This window comes from Zhengella mangrovi (assembly GCF_002727065.1).
Lineage (GTDB): Bacteria > Pseudomonadota > Alphaproteobacteria > Rhizobiales > Rhizobiaceae > Zhengella > Zhengella mangrovi.
This window is the reverse complement of sequence record NZ_PDVP01000030.1, coordinates 1-15,384: the sequence shown is the minus strand read 5'-3', so window position 1 is coordinate 15,384 and position 15,384 is coordinate 1. Positions and strand designations below refer to the sequence as shown.

The 15,384-nt window shown below is 57.4% G+C and carries 14 protein-coding genes; 11 read left to right on the top strand and 3 right to left on the bottom strand.

Annotated features, from left to right (window positions below):
• The first annotated feature begins 309 nt into the window (after positions 1-309).
• Positions 310-537: a hypothetical protein gene (locus CSC94_RS24380; RefSeq protein ID WP_133123060.1), complete on the top strand. Its 228-nt coding sequence runs from the start codon at positions 310-312 to the stop codon at positions 535-537.
• Between the two features lie 172 nt (positions 538-709).
• Complete coding sequence (locus CSC94_RS23380) at positions 710-1,291, top strand: rhodanese-like domain-containing protein (RefSeq protein ID WP_099308787.1); 582 nt, start codon at positions 710-712, stop codon at positions 1,289-1,291.
• A gap of 649 nt (positions 1,292-1,940) precedes the next feature.
• On the opposite strand, the gene CSC94_RS23375 is transcribed toward CSC94_RS23380, so the two are convergent.
• Positions 1,941-2,510, bottom strand: a complete 570-nt coding sequence (locus CSC94_RS23375; protein WP_099308786.1) for a hypothetical protein — start codon at positions 2,508-2,510, stop codon at positions 1,941-1,943.
• A 322-nt stretch (positions 2,511-2,832) separates the two neighbouring features.
• Here CSC94_RS23375 and CSC94_RS23365 point away from each other — a divergent pair, with 322 nt between their 5' ends.
• From CSC94_RS23365 to terL, 8 genes are all read left to right on the top strand, one after another.
• A complete protein-coding gene (locus CSC94_RS23365; protein WP_133123058.1) occupies positions 2,833-4,230 on the top strand; it encodes a phenylacetate--CoA ligase family protein in 1,398 nt (465 codons plus the stop codon).
• Between the two features lie 357 nt (positions 4,231-4,587).
• A complete protein-coding gene (locus CSC94_RS23360; RefSeq protein WP_099308783.1) occupies positions 4,588-5,262 on the top strand; it encodes a hypothetical protein in 675 nt (224 codons plus the stop codon).
• Positions 5,263-5,655: 393 nt separating this feature from the next.
• Entirely contained in the window at positions 5,656-6,387 is a 732-nt protein-coding gene (locus CSC94_RS23355; RefSeq protein WP_165784572.1) for a transporter substrate-binding domain-containing protein, read from the top strand.
• 538 nt (positions 6,388-6,925) lie between these two features.
• Complete coding sequence (locus tag CSC94_RS23345) at positions 6,926-7,240, top strand: hypothetical protein (protein WP_099308781.1); 315 nt, start codon at positions 6,926-6,928, stop codon at positions 7,238-7,240.
• A 592-nt stretch (positions 7,241-7,832) separates the two neighbouring features.
• Positions 7,833-8,489 carry a hypothetical protein gene (locus tag CSC94_RS23340; protein ID WP_099308780.1) on the top strand — a complete coding sequence of 219 codons (657 nt, stop codon included), beginning with the start codon at positions 7,833-7,835 and terminating at the stop codon, positions 8,487-8,489.
• Positions 8,486-9,769, top strand: a complete 1,284-nt coding sequence (locus tag CSC94_RS23335; RefSeq protein WP_099308779.1) for a site-specific DNA-methyltransferase — start codon at positions 8,486-8,488, stop codon at positions 9,767-9,769. Before CSC94_RS23340 ends, CSC94_RS23335 begins: the two co-directional genes overlap by 4 nt.
• Before the next feature lie 137 nt (positions 9,770-9,906).
• Positions 9,907-10,338 carry a DUF5681 domain-containing protein gene (locus CSC94_RS23330; RefSeq protein ID WP_099308778.1) on the top strand — a complete coding sequence of 144 codons (432 nt, stop codon included), beginning with the start codon at positions 9,907-9,909 and terminating at the stop codon, positions 10,336-10,338.
• A 20-nt stretch (positions 10,339-10,358) separates the two neighbouring features.
• A complete protein-coding gene (gene terL, locus CSC94_RS23325) occupies positions 10,359-11,783 on the top strand; it encodes a phage terminase large subunit (protein WP_099308788.1) in 1,425 nt (474 codons plus the stop codon).
• A gap of 1,031 nt (positions 11,784-12,814) precedes the next feature.
• Here the strand turns inward: terL and CSC94_RS24375 are convergent.
• Together CSC94_RS24375 and CSC94_RS23320 are read right to left on the bottom strand one after the other, a co-directional pair.
• Positions 12,815-13,063 carry a hypothetical protein gene (locus tag CSC94_RS24375; RefSeq protein WP_133123055.1) on the bottom strand — a complete coding sequence of 83 codons (249 nt, stop codon included), beginning with the start codon at positions 13,061-13,063 and terminating at the stop codon, positions 12,815-12,817.
• Between the two features lie 12 nt (positions 13,064-13,075).
• Complete coding sequence (locus CSC94_RS23320; RefSeq protein WP_099308777.1) at positions 13,076-14,665, bottom strand: pilus assembly protein TadG-related protein; 1,590 nt, start codon at positions 14,663-14,665, stop codon at positions 13,076-13,078.
• A 285-nt stretch (positions 14,666-14,950) separates the two neighbouring features.
• Here CSC94_RS23320 and CSC94_RS23315 point away from each other — a divergent pair.
• Positions 14,951-15,384: GNAT family N-acetyltransferase (locus CSC94_RS23315; protein ID WP_133123053.1), on the top strand; the 434-nt coding region annotated here is incomplete at its 3' end.

Sequence of the window (15,384 nt, the reverse complement as noted above, 5' to 3'; positions counted from 1 at the left end):
CGCCTTGAATTCCGGCGAATGCTGCTTCCGTTTCGACATCTCTGATCTCCTTCTCGTCGAAGATCAGCAGACAGCAATTCATAGCCTACGTCAGCGTCCGAAATTCGGGGGGCAGCTCACCGCATCTTTTCAACTTCATGCCGCTTGCCTACCACGTGGTAGGGGCGCGCCTCGCGTCTTGCAGTAAAACATACGTGTCTGCAAACGTCGTCTCGTAAACGATCTTTCCAGATTTTTCGACTGATGCATTTTCGGTCAACGGGATGTCCTGCAACCGATGAATTAAAGAGGACAACCGTGGAGTGAGGCATGAAAGCTATCCTTGTGTCCCTCGTCATGACCTCTGTCCCGGCATGGTCAGCTTTTGGTGATGAATTAAGCTCCGCATCGGAAAGCTCCACCGTAGAGGAGCAGCATCGAAACGACCGGGAGGCCTACAGACGTGCCGACGATGTGGGCGACAAGCTGAATGACCAGCCATCCTGGAACTGGGATGACTATGAATGCGGATCATTTCCGGAAGACGTGCTGTCGTAGGTAAAACTGCTGCTCTGCGACGAATGACGGCTGCGCCGCAGGAAAGGAAGCTCAACTAGACCAGTGTGCGCAGCATCACATTCTGCATCGACCAAGTTTGGTATTTTGTTCTAGCAAGCCGTGAAAAATTCAACGGGAATAGAAAATAATCCTTACGAAGGAGGGATTTCTCATGCCCAGACTGTATCTTTCACTTCTGTCGTCTGCCGTTTTCTTGGGGTCTGTATTCTCGGTGCAGGCCCAAGACATACCGAAGGGTAAGGCCACAAAGCTTGGTCTCTACGTTACCGCAGCCGAAGCCGCCAAATTACTGCAAAACAAGCATACCCTTTTCGTTGATATCCGAAGCCGTGCCGAAGTCGCATTCCTCGGACTGCCGAAACGGGCTGATGTCCACATCCCCTACATGGTGATGCCCATGATGGCGTCGTTCAATGCGGAAAGAGGGACGTACGACCTGGAAATGAACCCTGAATTTCCGAATGACTTCAAATCTTATGCTGCGGCGCATGGTGTTTCGGCTGATACCCCGATCATCCTGATGTGCCGTTCAGGGTCCCGCAGCGCGCGGGCGGCAAACCTGCTTGCCGACCTTGGCTTCACGCAGGTCTATTCGCTTGTGGACGGCTACGAGGGAGACACGGCGAAGGATGGGCCAAGGAAAGGCGAACGCGTTGTCAACGGATGGCGAAACGCTGGCCTGGAATGGTCGTACAAACTCGCCGCGACGCAGGTTTACCCCGCTGATCGGTAAAGGGCCGATGTTGGGACACAACGCGTGTTTCTGCTCGCGCATTGAAAAGCCTGTGCACAGAGGCACTGCCCGCCAGCCATGATGCTGGTGGGCATCGAGCTTGGCGATCCGCCATAGAGGGCAAGGTCATACGATGTCTGAGATGATCCCGAGCGCAGTCCGCCCAAATATCAAATATGGCGTCACAAGTGCAGGCCTCCCTTGTCCGCTTTGCGGATTTGATAGCCTTGACAGTTCTGTTCCCGCTATCGGTAGCCGGTCGAAAATCGAGAATGACCGAAAGGCAGGCGCAAAGCTGCGCGGCAGCAATGTGACCATGCGCATATTTCATGCCTGCCCTGCACAACCCGCGGGCAGGGACTGCTTTCTAGGAAACAAAAGTGTAATCGCAAATAACCGACATGAGGGCGTATTTCCGCCCGTACGGTTTGTGCCGCAACCGGTCATCCGCTCACGATCGCTAGAGACTGCGAATATAGGGGCAGATGATTGCTTCCCTCCGCGCGCGCTATTCTTCTCCAAAGCAATTGGTTTCCCGGCTGTTGTTCAATCCACCTCCATAATGGGACCGATGAAGGACACAAGATGCCGCGGCTTTGAACGCGCTACGGAAACGAGTGCGCTGGTACAGCCACCTTCCCGGCTCTTCTCAATCCAGCCGGCGGAAATAGTATCGCGCGAAAAACGGCTCGCTCAACGAGGAACCGTCGCCCCCACCGACAGTCAGGACAAAGGTCCCGCCCACGGCCAGCGGGGTCCAGCTGGCCGGCTGCACGAAGGTTGCAATCCGTCCGGCATAGGCCGTCGCCTCCCCGCTCGGATCGCCCACCATGGAAATGCGAACCGCGTTGGGTTTGCGCATGTGCACGACGCTGCCATACATCCGGATTTCGCGCGTGTTCGTGTCAAAATACGGCCGCGACCAGCTCAGGATGGAAAAATACTCCCCTTCTCCCGCCTGGTACGAGACGACGCCGTCGGCCTTGGCGAAACCGCCGATGTCGAGGGAGCCGTTGAAGTCGGCGATATGCGTGTTGTAGGCCCAATCGAAACCACCGTAGCTGACACTGGCGAGTACCGACTGGTTGAACTCGCTTCGAACATATTCGTAGGTCTGCGATAGCGCGACACCGGGAGACAGGCAGGAAGCGAGCAGCGCCAGGAGCACAAACCGGATGGCGTGAACGGGAAGACGTGAAAAAGGACCGTGCAGGATCATCTTGCGATCTCCTCGTGAATGTGGTGGCGGCCATGGTGCAAATGCGGGAACCGCGCGCCGCGGCTTCCACCGACAAATTCCGGATGACCAGGTTGCCACCCCCTGGATGACGCTTGATCCTAACCTTGTTTTCGCTGACCGCGATTGACGATCATCAACGTGTCCGGGTCTGTCGCTGTTAGGCTTTCAAACAAGGAGCAGCTGGCAGGGAGGGCTGGCTTCATCGTTTCCGGAAGGTCCGTCTGGGACCCTCCGGAAGGAGTTCAACCTTCATGCATCCTGATCAGGGAACACGACACCGGCGCAACTGGGGACAGTCAAGGTGACACATCATCGCTTGAAACAGCTTCGTGACCTGGCCGGCGCCTTGCGGCTGCACCTGCATTTTCGAGGAATCGAACACGGGACGCGAGAAGAACTCGAGGCATATCAGCAACAGCAGCTCAGAAAGGTAGCCCGCCATGCGCTGCAGCATTCGAAAGGCTATGCACGGCACTGTGAAGGCACAAATCTCGATGGCGAATTTTCCCTTCAGGATCTGCCGATAACGAACAAGCGCATGATGATGGAAAATTTCGATGAGTGGGTCACTGATCCCAGGCTCAAACTGGCCGACATCGAGCAGCAGATCATCAACGATCCGGAAGACCAGTACTACCTGGGAGAATACAGGATTGTCGCGACCAGCGGATCCAGCGGACTTCGCGGAATCTTCGTCTACGATCGGCCCGAATGGCAGGTGGTGATTGCCGGCGCGCTGCGTTGGGCCGAGATGTTCGGGGTTTCGCCGATCGGCCTCAGCACGAAGAAGCTGGCATCGGTGAAGGCTGACAAGGCGACGCACGCGACCTCGCGCCTTGGACAGAGCATGGAACTGGGGATGCCCAACCTGCTGATGCTTGACGCCACGAAACCGCTTGATGAACTCGTGAACGAACTGAACGAGTTCCAGCCCAAGCTTTTCATGGGCTACGCGTCATTGATCGGCCTGCTGGCCATCGAGCAGCTCGAAGGGCGCCTGGACATCAGGCCAGAAATGGTTGCCAGCTTCAGCGAGATGCTCGGCCCGGATCGTGTCGCCCGGGCACAGCAGGCATGGGGCATCACACCGTTCAACCACTACGGCGCCGCCGAACAGGTCATGATTGCGGCCGACTGCGACGCGCACATGGGCCTGCATCATTTTGCCGACATGTCCTTGGTCGAAATCATTGACGAGGACGGCCGCCCCGTTCCGCCGGGCACGCCCGGGCACAAGATCCTGCTGACCAACCTGCACCGTTTCGTGCAACCGGTCATTCGATACGAGATCACCGATCTGGTGACCGAGAGACCGGGCGCCTGCGATTGCGGCAGACCATTCCCTCTCTTCTCCGAAATCGGCGGGCGAACCGAGGATATCATCAGTCTTCCGGCCGCAGGCGGTGGCCGGGTATCGATATCTCCGATGCTGATCTTCGACTGCATGATCGGTGATGCGGATGTGGCGGAATATCAGTATCGCGTTGATGGAAGTTGCCTGGCCATACAGATCGTGGCGCGTCGCGGAGCGAACGGGGAGCAGATGAAAGATGCTCTGGTCCAATCATTGGAAGCCGCCCTGAGAACGCAGGGCGCCCGGGATTTCACGATCGCGATCACCTTTCAGGATCGTTTCGTCAGAACCGGGGCGACGATGGGAAAGCTCAAACTGACCACTGTGAGCAAGCCTGGGCAGTGATTAAGCCGGATTGGCACCGAAAGGTACCCGGTCGGTTGGCCGAAGCGCAGATCGGGGAGACTGCTTGGCAGGAACCCTTCACAAGTGACTGATACGGTCCGTATCCGGCCCTGTGCAGCAGCAAGGACAAGACAAGTCCCCCTCCCAGGCCCGGAAAAGGCGTTCAGCCCGCGTCTGCACGCGTCATCGATCGTGCAAAGTCCGCTGCATCCCTCGTCCATCGAGCGGAAAAATGGCGCCGACCGCGGTCGCGACAAGGGCCGGTTCAGCCCGCAATTGGACAAAGCAGACTTGTAACTTGAGACTACCCGTCAAGAACGAGGAAAAACGCTTGGGGGAAAGCCATTGCCGAAATCCATGAGCTTGCTCAACTTCGCGGTGTCACTCGCATTGGGTTTCCTACCGGATCATGTTGCCCGTGCGAACCCGGAGGGGGTATGCACCACCGGCATACGGGTCATGGCAAACGAGCCCGGACTGAAAGAGCGGGTCTGTCGCGCCGCGGCCCATGCATTCGAAACCATGGCGGACTGTCGCATCCTTCAGCCGCCGGAGATTGAAATCAGCGTTGTTTCCGGCATCAAGGAAAATTGCGTCGGCGTGTATCACTGCGGCGAGAACCGCATCGAGGTTCTGCCACCATCAGCAATGGTCGGCCTGATGGAAAAGACGGATTTTTTCGCCGCGCTCGAACCCGGCATCTATTTTGACAGCGTCGTCACGCACGAACTGTCACACGCTGCGTTTGCCTCAACACCATGCCCATACCCGAGCTGTCACGTTACCAGCGAGTATTTTGCCTACGCGATGCAGATTCGATCGTTATCGAAGGCCGATCGCGCGCGGATCGAATTGGGGCTGGATTTGACCGTCAAGGTCCCGGACAAGGATATTCATGACTTGCTGCTGGTTCTCGCACCCGCCGATTTTGCAAGGCGGGTGTGGCAGCACATCTCGAACCAGCAGAATGCGTGCGCCTTCCTCCGCAAACTCATCATGGGGGAGAAAAGATTTGATCGCGAACTCAATTGATCAGGTTGTTTCGGGAGACCCTTGGTTTCGACTGGAACGGAAGGGCGGCGCCCGCCCCATTTGCCAGACGAGGAACGTCGATCAGGTTCAACATTCCGATCGCGCCCCATCGTCTTGATGATATCCCCAACCTGCCACCGGCATGAGAGACGGAAACGCCACAACCCCGCAGTCTAACGCCAAGGGTAGGAGCAAGAAATGAAAAATCTCAGCCTACCACGGCCCAAAAACAGGCCACCCTCCTGGAAGATGCTTCCATGCTTTGATTCCCGGGAAGCTGAATCGCGGCTTGATCTCGATCATTGACGCATGATCGCCTGTAACGCTGCATTACATGGTCGGGTTTGTTCGGCGGTAATGAGCTTGCGCGCTGCGATGAAAAAGGAGGATGCAATGAAATATTTAGCTTGTTTGGCGGCTGCCCTTTCCTTCACGGCATCTCCCGCCACGGCGGATATCGTGGCCATCGGGACGGTGCAAGTTTACGACGCAGGGAATTTCACTGTCGATCCAGCATCCCTTCAGGGCTTCGAAAAGGCGTTGGGTAACGAGCTATGCAAGCGTGCCGGCTTTACTTGTGAGTGGAAGGTCCTGCCTCCGGATCAGTTGTGGTCCGCGCTTGCTGCAGGAGACGTCGATGCCGTGATGGCTGGAGTATCGATGGGCGACGATGTTGGCGACGGTGTAGACCGGACACTGCCCTATCTGATGCTCGATCCCTTCCTTCACATTGGATTGCCTGGTACGCAATGGCAGGTTGAAGGGGCAAAGGTGGCGTATTTGCCGGACCCCGCGGTCACGGCCTATGCTGGAACATCGGGAGCGACCTTTACGGAATACCAGAAAATGGAAGACGCACTCGCTGCGGTGCGCAGCCGGCAGGTCCTTTCGCTTTTTGGTGAAAGGGAGGCACTTGCTCCGGTCGTTGAAGCGTCGGGCGGTGAGTTGGCCATCATCGGCAATCGAGCCGAAATAAAGATCAAGCCGGGCGTAGCAATGGCGCTGCGTGTCGACAATGTCGACCTGCGCTTTGGTTTCGAAGATCAGATCTTCGAAATGTCGCAAGATGGCAGTCTGAACGCTTTGACCAAGACGTGGTTCGGCGTCGATGCCGCCAGTTGGTGACGCCCCTGCGAGGCGATACTACCTGGGTTCGTGTGGATCGCCTTTGGTTTGGCGGTTCGGGTTATGCTCGGATTTCCAGACAGTGTCCTACCACCCGCCGCGGCCTTTTCGAGCGCTTATGACCGGATGACGCCAAGTTGACTGAGGCTGATTGCCCCACTCTAGTGGTCCAGTTAGTTGTTGTTGCGTGACCGGCCGATGGTCCATCTGGACAACCGTTTCAGAGGCCGAAGAGCCGACCCACCGATATGCAAAGTGAGATAAACGACCGTTCCCGTCTTCAGAGGTTTTGAGCAGTTCGGCGGCCTGATCTAGTGGAGGCTCTGGCCCATCAGGGTTTTCATTCTAGGCGGCCGCCTTGCGATGCAGCAAGCGCCGTTGATTGATGGTGTCGCGTTTGATCCTTTCTCTTGCCTGCAGGATGGTCTGGCCGCGTCCGAAGTAGACGTCGGCCGGTGTTGAACCCGCGCCGGATCACGCCCCCATCACACTTCAGCGTCCATTTACGCTGCGCCGTCGCGGTGTCGAAACCCGCCTGGTGCTGACCGATGGCTCGGCGTCCAATTCCGAACCCGATCCGGCACTGATCAATCTGATCCTTCGCGCCCAGGCATACCTCTCCGCACTCACCGATGGCGCCAGCCGATCCATGGCTGACATCGCCAGGGCCCATGGCACGACACCATCAGAGATCAGCCGCATACTTCCCCTCGCCTTTCTGTCGCCAGGCATCACCGCGCAGATCGTCTCTGGCAAGCATCCAGCCGGCCTCACCGCCCAGCGCCTGTCCCGTCTACCCGACCTGCCGCTTTCCTGGTCAGCCCAGGACGAGTTGCTCACCCGGTTCGGCTGAGAAAAATCCTCTTCCCTCACACGTCCCGAACCGTTCTGATCGAATCGTCGATCGCGCCCGCAAACACTTGGGCACGAAACAGGCCCGACAGAGACTTCGGGAGAAGTACCGCCGGAAACCGACTTCGTCGTCATCTCTCCGCCAGGTGTTTGCCGACACCACCCACCAACCCGCGGAAAAGACGGCACAATTCCGAGACCGACCGAAAGAGCGCGAAAACGGAAGACTGGGTGGTGGTGTGCACAGGCTCAAGCGAACGTGTCTCTGGACTGAAATTCCCTGCTAACCGGGAATTTGCAGGGAATTTTCGCGTTTTATCGCCAAATGAGCCATTTGGCCCGGTCAATTACCGCCTCTTTCCAATGGGTTAGCACATAAATTCCCTGCACATCGGAGCAGGGAATTTTTTCCGTTTGCAGGGAACGGTTTCCGCCTTTGCAGCGAACTGGTTTCACCGTCGGGATTTAGGCGCTCGAGTTAACAGAATTTATTTAATTTCGGTTTTGGGATTTTATTTTCCTTGTAGGAATCCACGGAATCGCTTTGAGTTTTCGCAAGTTGCCTCTGTAGACGTTCACAGGAGTAATCCACGATGAACCAGCCAAAGCGACAAAAGGCCGAAAAACGGCCGCGCGGACGGCCCAAGGGAACCGCGCCCTATGCCGAACAGGATCATGCTGTCCTAACCAAATTCGCGGACCAGAAACTCGATGTCCCGAGCGCAAAACTGACACCGTTCCTCAAATCCAAGGGTTACGAGGAGGAAAAGGATATTCGGCGCGCACAGCTTCGATGGCGAAAGGAGGAAAAGCAATTCCTTCGAGATGCACAGCATCGCAAAGACCTGGAACCGCCAGACACATTGCTAGACCTCGTTAGCCATTTCATTGCGGCGGCCGGTGTGCTGAAGGAAGCCGCCTTGCCTGGCGTGCGCATGATGATCGCCAGCCATGAACGAGCCAAACGACGCCTGCGCGCCCTGGAGGCGGATGGCAAAGACAAGATGCTTCCGATTGACTTCGAAAAAACCTCCACGGTTGAAGCCGCAATTGAGCGCTATGAACCGAAACTGTTCCGCACCAGAGCGGATCAGCTTTCGGAGTTCGATGCTCCAACGGTGGCAGATTTGACCATATCTCAACGGCTCTATGCGGCAGCTATGATGCTGCATGAAATGAGCATCGTCGCTTCTGAGAATGAGGATAGCGAACACAAAAAGATGCCGAACGATCAGGAGGACCAGCTATGACCAGGCGGGCTCCAAAGCGTGATGTTCGGGTCGATGCGTCTATCCAGTCCTATGGCGACCGCATTGCCATGATGGCGCTGGATGACCTGCAGCCCTATCCGCGCAATGCGCGGACCCATTCACGCAAGCAGATCTGGCAGATTGCCAACAGCATTGCGCGGTTCGGCTTTACCAACCCGGTCCTGATTGATGACAACAACCTGATCCTGGCCGGGCACGGCCGGGTCGAAGCGGCACGGGAACTGGGTCTTGCGCAGGTTCCCTGTCTTCGTCTGGCATCAATGAGTGAAGCGGAAAAGCGCGCCTATATCCTGGCGGACAACAAGATCGCCCAGAACGCCGGTTGGGACGAGGATCTTTTGGCCGGTGAACTGAGCTTCCTCCTGGAAGAGCCCGAGGAAATCGATATTGGGCTGACCGGCTTCTCCGTCGCCGAGATCGACATCGTCATAGAAACCGGTGAGACCGGTCCGACGCCGCAGGATGACAGCGACGATGTGCTTCCGGATATTCCCAACACCGCAGCCATCACGCGGCCCGGAGACATCTGGCAGCTTGGTGAGCATCGCCTGGTTTGCGGCGATGCGCGGGACGAGGACGTCTATGCAGCCTTGATGGCGAGCGGTGATCGCGGACCCGAACGTGCCCAGATGGTTTTTACCGATCCGCCCTACAACGTGCGCATCCGCGGCAATGTCAGCAGTTCCGACCGGATCGGACACCGTGAATTCGTCATGGGGTCGGGCGAGATGGAGCGGGATGCCTTTGTGGCCTTCCTGACAACCGCCTGTGACCGCATGGCGAGCTGGAGCGTGGACGGATCGATCCACTTCATCTGCATGGACTGGCGCCATATCGACGAGATCAGCCTGGCTGGTCGTCAGGTCTATTCGGAACTGAAAAACCTGATTGTCTGGGCGAAGGACAATGCTGGCATGGGGAGCTTCTATCGGTCCCGTCACGAACTGGTCTTTGCGTTCAAGAACGGAACGGCGCCACACATCAATGCCTTCGAGCTTGGCCAGAACGGCCGCTACCGGACGAATGTCTGGAACTACCGTGGCATCACCTCGCCAACCAAAGATGCCCGCGAAGCCCTCGCCCTTCATCCGACCGTCAAGCCGGTCGCCATGGTCGCCGACGCCATGAAAGACTGTTCGATGCGCGGCGGCATCGTTCTCGATCCGTTTTGCGGGTCAGGAACGGTGCTGATTGCAGCACACAAAACCGGGCGGCGGGCCCGGGCCATCGAGCTGGATCCCCTTTACTGCGACACCTAGATCCAGCGCTGGCAGTTGTTTGCCAGGGATGACGCCACCCTTGTTCAGACCGGCGAGACATTCGGAGAGGTCAAGGCGCGGCGCGCCCGCTACCCGGTGTCTGCAATTGATGCCAAACAGGCAGAGGAGAACGTCCGATGACCCAGGGAAACCAACCAGACCAGGACAAGCCGATCTCCTACGAAGTTGGCTATGGCAAGCCGCCAGCCCATAGCCGCTTCAAGCCAGGCCAATCCGGCAATCCAAAGGGTAAGAAGAAGGGGACCAAGGGTCTGCGCTCGGTTGTCAGCCGTGTCCTGAACGAGAAAGTCCACATCAGAACGCCGCGTGGCAGCAAGAAAATCACCAAGCAGGAAGCTCTGGTTCAGTCCATGATGGCCAGGGCACTGAAAGGGGATGCGAAAGCTGCTGAAGCGGTGCTGCGTCTTGCGCGCGATGCTGGCCTGATTAACGAGGTTGCAGATGCGCTCAACGCTCAAACGATGAAGGCGCTGTCGGAGGAAGATCGGGCGATCCTGCAACGCTTCAAAATCGACAATCGAAACGCCACTTCGGGGGATCCGAAATGAAACCGGGCATGGGGTCGTCCATGGATTTTCCCGATTTCGAGATATCGGAAGAGCGCGTTCTCCAAGCGATCCTGCGGCAAGACCTGAGTGCCTTCATCCAGCGATCCTTCTACGAAATCAACGGCAGTGGCCAGTATCTTCACAACTGGCATATCGATGCGCTCGCCTATTATCTGAGCCTGGTTGCTGAGGGGCGCTGCAAGCGACTGATCATCACGATGCCGCCGCGAAGCCTCAAATCCTTGGCCTCTTCGATCGCCTTTCCTGCCTGGCTTCTTGGCCATCAGCCGAACCGGCGCATCATCACTGCCTCCTATGGGCGTAGCCTGACGACGACCAATACCAACAGCTTCCGTCGGCTTCTCAACAGTGGCTGGTATCAGGAACTGTTTCCGCACGTCCGCATCGATCCGCGCAAGGATAACGAAGACGAGGTTCGGACCGTGCAAGGTGGATTCCGTCTGAACGCGACGATAGGCGGCGCCTTGACCGGGCGTGGCGGGTCGATTGTTATCATCGATGATCCGATCAAGGCCTCTGAAGCCCAATCGGAAACGAAACGGAATGGCGTCAACACCTGGTTCGATGAGACCCTGCTGTCGCGTCTCGACGACAAGCGCAACGATGCAATCATCATTGTCATGCAGCGCCTCCATGTCGACGACCTGGCCGGCCATGTCCTGAAGAAGGGGGACTGGACGCATCTGGATCTCGCAGCAATCGCAGCCGAAGATATCGATGTTCCGATCGGCGACGATCGCGTCCATCGCCGCCGCAAGGGTGATCTGCTGCATCCTGAACGTGAGCCGCAAGGTGTGCTGGACGAATTGCGTGCCGCCATGGGCTCGGCTGCTTTCTCGGCGCAATATCTGCAACGACCGGTTCCTGCCGGCGGGAACATGGTCCAATGGAGCTGGTTCCAGCCCTGGACCAGCTTGCCGGAACCGCGGCCGTACGATGCAAGGATCGTGCAGAGCTGGGACACGGCTTCCAAGGCGACAGAGCTCAACGATTATTCCGTCGGCATCACCGCTATAGTGCACAAAGACCACATCTACATTATCGACATTGTTCGTGAGCGCCTCGAATACCCGGCCCTGAAACGACGTATCCTTGCCGAAAAGAAGCGCTGGAACGCCGACACGATCCTGATCGAGGACAAGGGATCAGGCACAAGCCTCATCCAGGACCTGCGCATGGAGTCCGTCTCAACAATCGCGATCCAGCCGGAAGGCGACAAAGTCGTTCGCATGTCCGCGAGCTCGGCTCGGATAGAAGCCGGAAGCGTCCTGGTTCCTATAACAGCCCCATGGCTCGACGAGTTTCGAAGCGAGCTTTTAGCCTTTCCCAATGGCACTCATGACGACCAGGTCGACGCCCTCTCCCAGCTCATCAACTGGACCAGAACCAAATCGTCCTACACGCTCGAGGGCGTGTTGGATTAGCACAAAACGAGAGTCCTCGATCCCGCCGCCGGATGCCCGCATCATGCTTCCTGCGGCTCGGGGTTGCCTATTCTCCTCGTTCTTGGAGACCGAGAGACGTCAGATCGCAGATTACGTCACTATCCGAATTTCGAGAGGGAGTTCAGGGTACACAAGCTCGCAATAGATCAATGCCTGGTTCGATGAGCAGATTCGGCTCGCGCGGCAGCGGTGATTCTTCATCGCGCTGACATACTACAAGATGAATGCGAAAAGGCGTAGATGGCCCACACCCATAGGTTTCTGTTGCCAGCGATAACCGTCCTTAATGAATCTTACGCCAAGGGCAACCGACCCAAAGCACATGCAGCATGCCCCTGATAAAACAACGGTTTTCTTAGCGGGGCTGCGCCCATCGTTCGCGCTCTGACGGAAGAAGCAGTTGGATAATGGCCTATTCCCGGTTTGTCAGACCGCGGCGCCCAAAGAATGCATCCTGAAATGTATCATGGGATTAGAACCCACCGGATTTTGGAATTCCGTTAGTCAACATGGCCCACGAGGCGGCACAGTTGGAAACAAAAAAGAGCCGGTCTGATATCCCCCATCAGGATGTGCAACATCAGACCGGCTATTGCGGCCCCCTCGTTGACCGCGTGTAAGACTAGTTTCGACAAGATTTATAAATAATTCGTTGCCAGAACCTGGGTGCTAGAAAAATGGTGTTGCCGACAAGGCGCCCTGACACTGTTCAAGGATCAGATGCTGTATAACAGCCGAATTTGGTCATTGACCCTGCGAAGCGAGGCATTGTAGCTTTTTGGAAGCGCAAGTCGCAGCACTCTTGTCTTGAGATTGCACCAGCCCGCCACAGAGCCAGACCCCCACGCTGTGGCGGGCATTTTTTTGTCTCTGTTAGAGTGACCTTGGCCGCAGATAGCTGGGCGATCCAATCTCACCTCTAGGGTCGCGTAAATATATAGCGCGACGTTGGAAATACGGTTCTACGGAGCCCTATTCCCTGCCTCTCTCCGCGGGCAATTACAGATTTCTCAGCAATCGTTCGCTGGCTCTTGCCGATAGCAGATACGAGCATGGGATAGATGCCGGTTCAGGAAGTGTCCTATTTGAATCGTGTCGGCCTCAATCCCGGTTTCTTCCATCCGTTCTGCATAAACGATTTCTGCGTCGCGACATTTTTTAAATACAGCCAGGCGTGCTTCCAATGCGTCTTTAATAGCCACGCGATAGGGTTGCGTGCCCAAACCGTTCTTCAGGACGAAGAACCAACCTTTCGCCATTGTTCATATCTCCTATGACGCCAGGCGAACGGTCACCAGCTTGTCCTTGATCTCCTTGAAGATCGATTCCAGCTGGTCGTGGTTCGGGCTGTCGAAGAAATGGTCGTTGCCGCTGGCGCAGCTCTGCAGCAGCGTCCCGGTCGCCATGTTCGGCTCTTCCAGCCGGATCGTGAAGATCTCGACGCCGTCATTCTTCGCATTCGTGCAGGCTGTCAGCGTCTGCGCGTTCATTGCCAGCGTGGTGGCGTCGACCGTTCCCGACACCTTGGGGCCGAGCCGGTTGTCGTCCAGGTAGCCGGTGCTGGTGTAACCGGACTTGAGGTCGTTGTTCAGCACGCCGTAGGAGTTGGTGCCGTCCGTCAGGACGATCATGATCTTGCGGGACCCGTGGTTGGAGGCAGACCCCTCGCTGAACGGCTCCCGGTCGGACAGGGTCCGCCAGCCCCACAGGACGCCCTCGGTGATGTTGGTCGAGCCGTTTGCCTTCAGCACGCTGACCTTGCTCTTCACCTTGTTGAGATCGCTTGTCAGCGGCAGCAGCGGCTCGGTCTCGCAACCGTATCCCGGCCCCTTCGGATCGGACTCGTTGGAGTAGAAGATCGACGGCGAGGTATCTAGGTTCACCGCGAGCAGCGGATCCTTGACCCATTGGCCGCCCACCTTGACAACGCCGTAACGCGCCATCCTCGTCGTGACCGAGTCCAGCAACGTCACCGGCGACTTGATGTAGTTGTTGGGATACTTCGGGAACCCGTTAGGCCAGGTATCGTCCGGCTCGTCGATGGCGAACGTCGGGACGAACAGCGAATCCTTGTCGCTCGAAATGGCTTCGGCGTCGGTCAGCGCATAGTCGTTGCTCTTGGTGTCCAGCCGCGTCTCCACGCAACCGGGCCATTTGAAGCCAAGCGCCTCATAGAGTTCGAAACGGCTCAACCCGGACGGGAGGTCCACCTGCGGATAGTCGAGCTTGCCCTTGGTATCGAGCCAGTCGGCACCCGTTCCGTTGACGACCTTGCCGTTCTTGTCGAACTGGGGCCCGTACTGCGGCCCGACGTTGACAAAGGTGGCATAGGGCACCACGCCGACCTTGAGCGCGCTCTTGTTGGTCACCTGGACCGACAGCGCATCGATCAGCGTGTTGACCGCGGCCTTCATGGCGGCGAGCTTGGCGCCCTCCATGGAGCCGGTCGTGTCGAGCACGAGCGAAAGCTCGTATTGCGCCGGGGCATACTCGGCAACCGACTGGCCGACGATCTTCCAGGTCTCGTTGCCCATGATCGTGCCGAAGGCCAGCTTCTTTTCCGTGGTCGCCGAAACCGCCACCGAGTAGCCGGTCCGGTTGACCGCGACGCTCTTGATGTCTCCGGTGAAATTCGACCGGACATATTCGTCCGCGATCTTGTAGGCCATGTCGTTGGAGAGCTTGATGCCCTCGCGCGCCACGGCCAGTGAGGCGGAGTCGAGCGCGCTCTGCAATTTGGCCTTTTCAGCCGAGATGTCGCTGTACTCGACGCCCAGCCCGACCGCGAAAACGAGAGGGACCGCTGCAACGGCTGCAACGAGAGAAAAGTTGCCCGAACGATTCTGGAGAAATTTCTTCATGCTTGCCCGCTCCTCGCAATTCGCATTGCTTACAAGAGCCTTACAGGTAAAAACCTGATATCTAATAAAATTAGCATTCCTATTTTTAGGCACCCAAGAAACCCGGCACTAAGAATCCGCACAGATGACGATCGCGCTGCCAAGCTACGCAACTTCTTGGGATTTAATCGGCACGGTTGAAATAACGATTTAAGAAAACCTTATCCAGATCGATGGCATTTTACAGTTGATAAGTACGCAGGATCTCCCCCAGAGATTACCAACATGATGCAAAGGCTTTGACCCATGATCCAATTGGGCCAGACATTCGATCCAGGCGAAGAGCGCGGTGGCTACCGCGTCACTCTCCACGAGAACACGTCCGCCTGTCTTTACAGGTCCCTGTGGGACAGCTTCCCGGGAGGCCCGCTCGCCACGCCGTTCCAGTCCCCGGAATTCGTCTCAGCCTTCTGCAAAGCGATCGCCGCCCCGAACCAGGCGACGTTCAACATCTGCGAGATCCGGCACGCCCGCTCGGGCTTGCCGATCCTGCTCCTTCCCTACACGGTCCACAACCGGGGCCCCATACGAGTCGCGTCGCTGCCCGACTTCGGGCTGGCGGACCAGAATGCGCCCGCGCTGTCGAAAATCCTGCCGGTTTCCAGCGCAGACTTCGCCGCCGTCTGGGGCCAGTTCACCGCCCGGCTCGTCTCGGCCGACCTGATCGACATCCCGAAAGT

Bases quoted from the DNA above. Each gene is read 5' to 3' on its own strand.
- CSC94_RS23340 (WP_099308780.1), top strand. From the start codon at position 7,833: ATGAACCAGCCAAAGCGACAAAAGGCCGAAAAACGGCCGCGCGGACGG.
- CSC94_RS24375 (WP_133123055.1), bottom strand. From the start codon at position 13,063: ATGGCGAAAGGTTGGTTCTTCGTCCTGAAGAACGGTTTGGGCACGCAA.
- CSC94_RS23380 (WP_099308787.1), top strand. From the start codon at position 710: ATGCCCAGACTGTATCTTTCACTTCTGTCGTCTGCCGTTTTCTTGGGG.
- CSC94_RS23360 (WP_099308783.1), top strand. From the start codon at position 4,588: ATGAGCTTGCTCAACTTCGCGGTGTCACTCGCATTGGGTTTCCTACCG.
- CSC94_RS23330 (WP_099308778.1), top strand. From the start codon at position 9,907: ATGACCCAGGGAAACCAACCAGACCAGGACAAGCCGATCTCCTACGAA.
- CSC94_RS23335 (WP_099308779.1), top strand. From the start codon at position 8,486: ATGACCAGGCGGGCTCCAAAGCGTGATGTTCGGGTCGATGCGTCTATC.
- CSC94_RS23375 (WP_099308786.1), bottom strand. From the start codon at position 2,510: ATGATCCTGCACGGTCCTTTTTCACGTCTTCCCGTTCACGCCATCCGG.
- CSC94_RS24380 (WP_133123060.1), top strand. From the start codon at position 310: ATGAAAGCTATCCTTGTGTCCCTCGTCATGACCTCTGTCCCGGCATGG.
- CSC94_RS23355 (WP_165784572.1), top strand. From the start codon at position 5,656: ATGAAATATTTAGCTTGTTTGGCGGCTGCCCTTTCCTTCACGGCATCT.
- terL (WP_099308788.1), top strand. From the start codon at position 10,359: ATGGATTTTCCCGATTTCGAGATATCGGAAGAGCGCGTTCTCCAAGCG.
- CSC94_RS23320 (WP_099308777.1), bottom strand. From the start codon at position 14,665: ATGAAGAAATTTCTCCAGAATCGTTCGGGCAACTTTTCTCTCGTTGCA.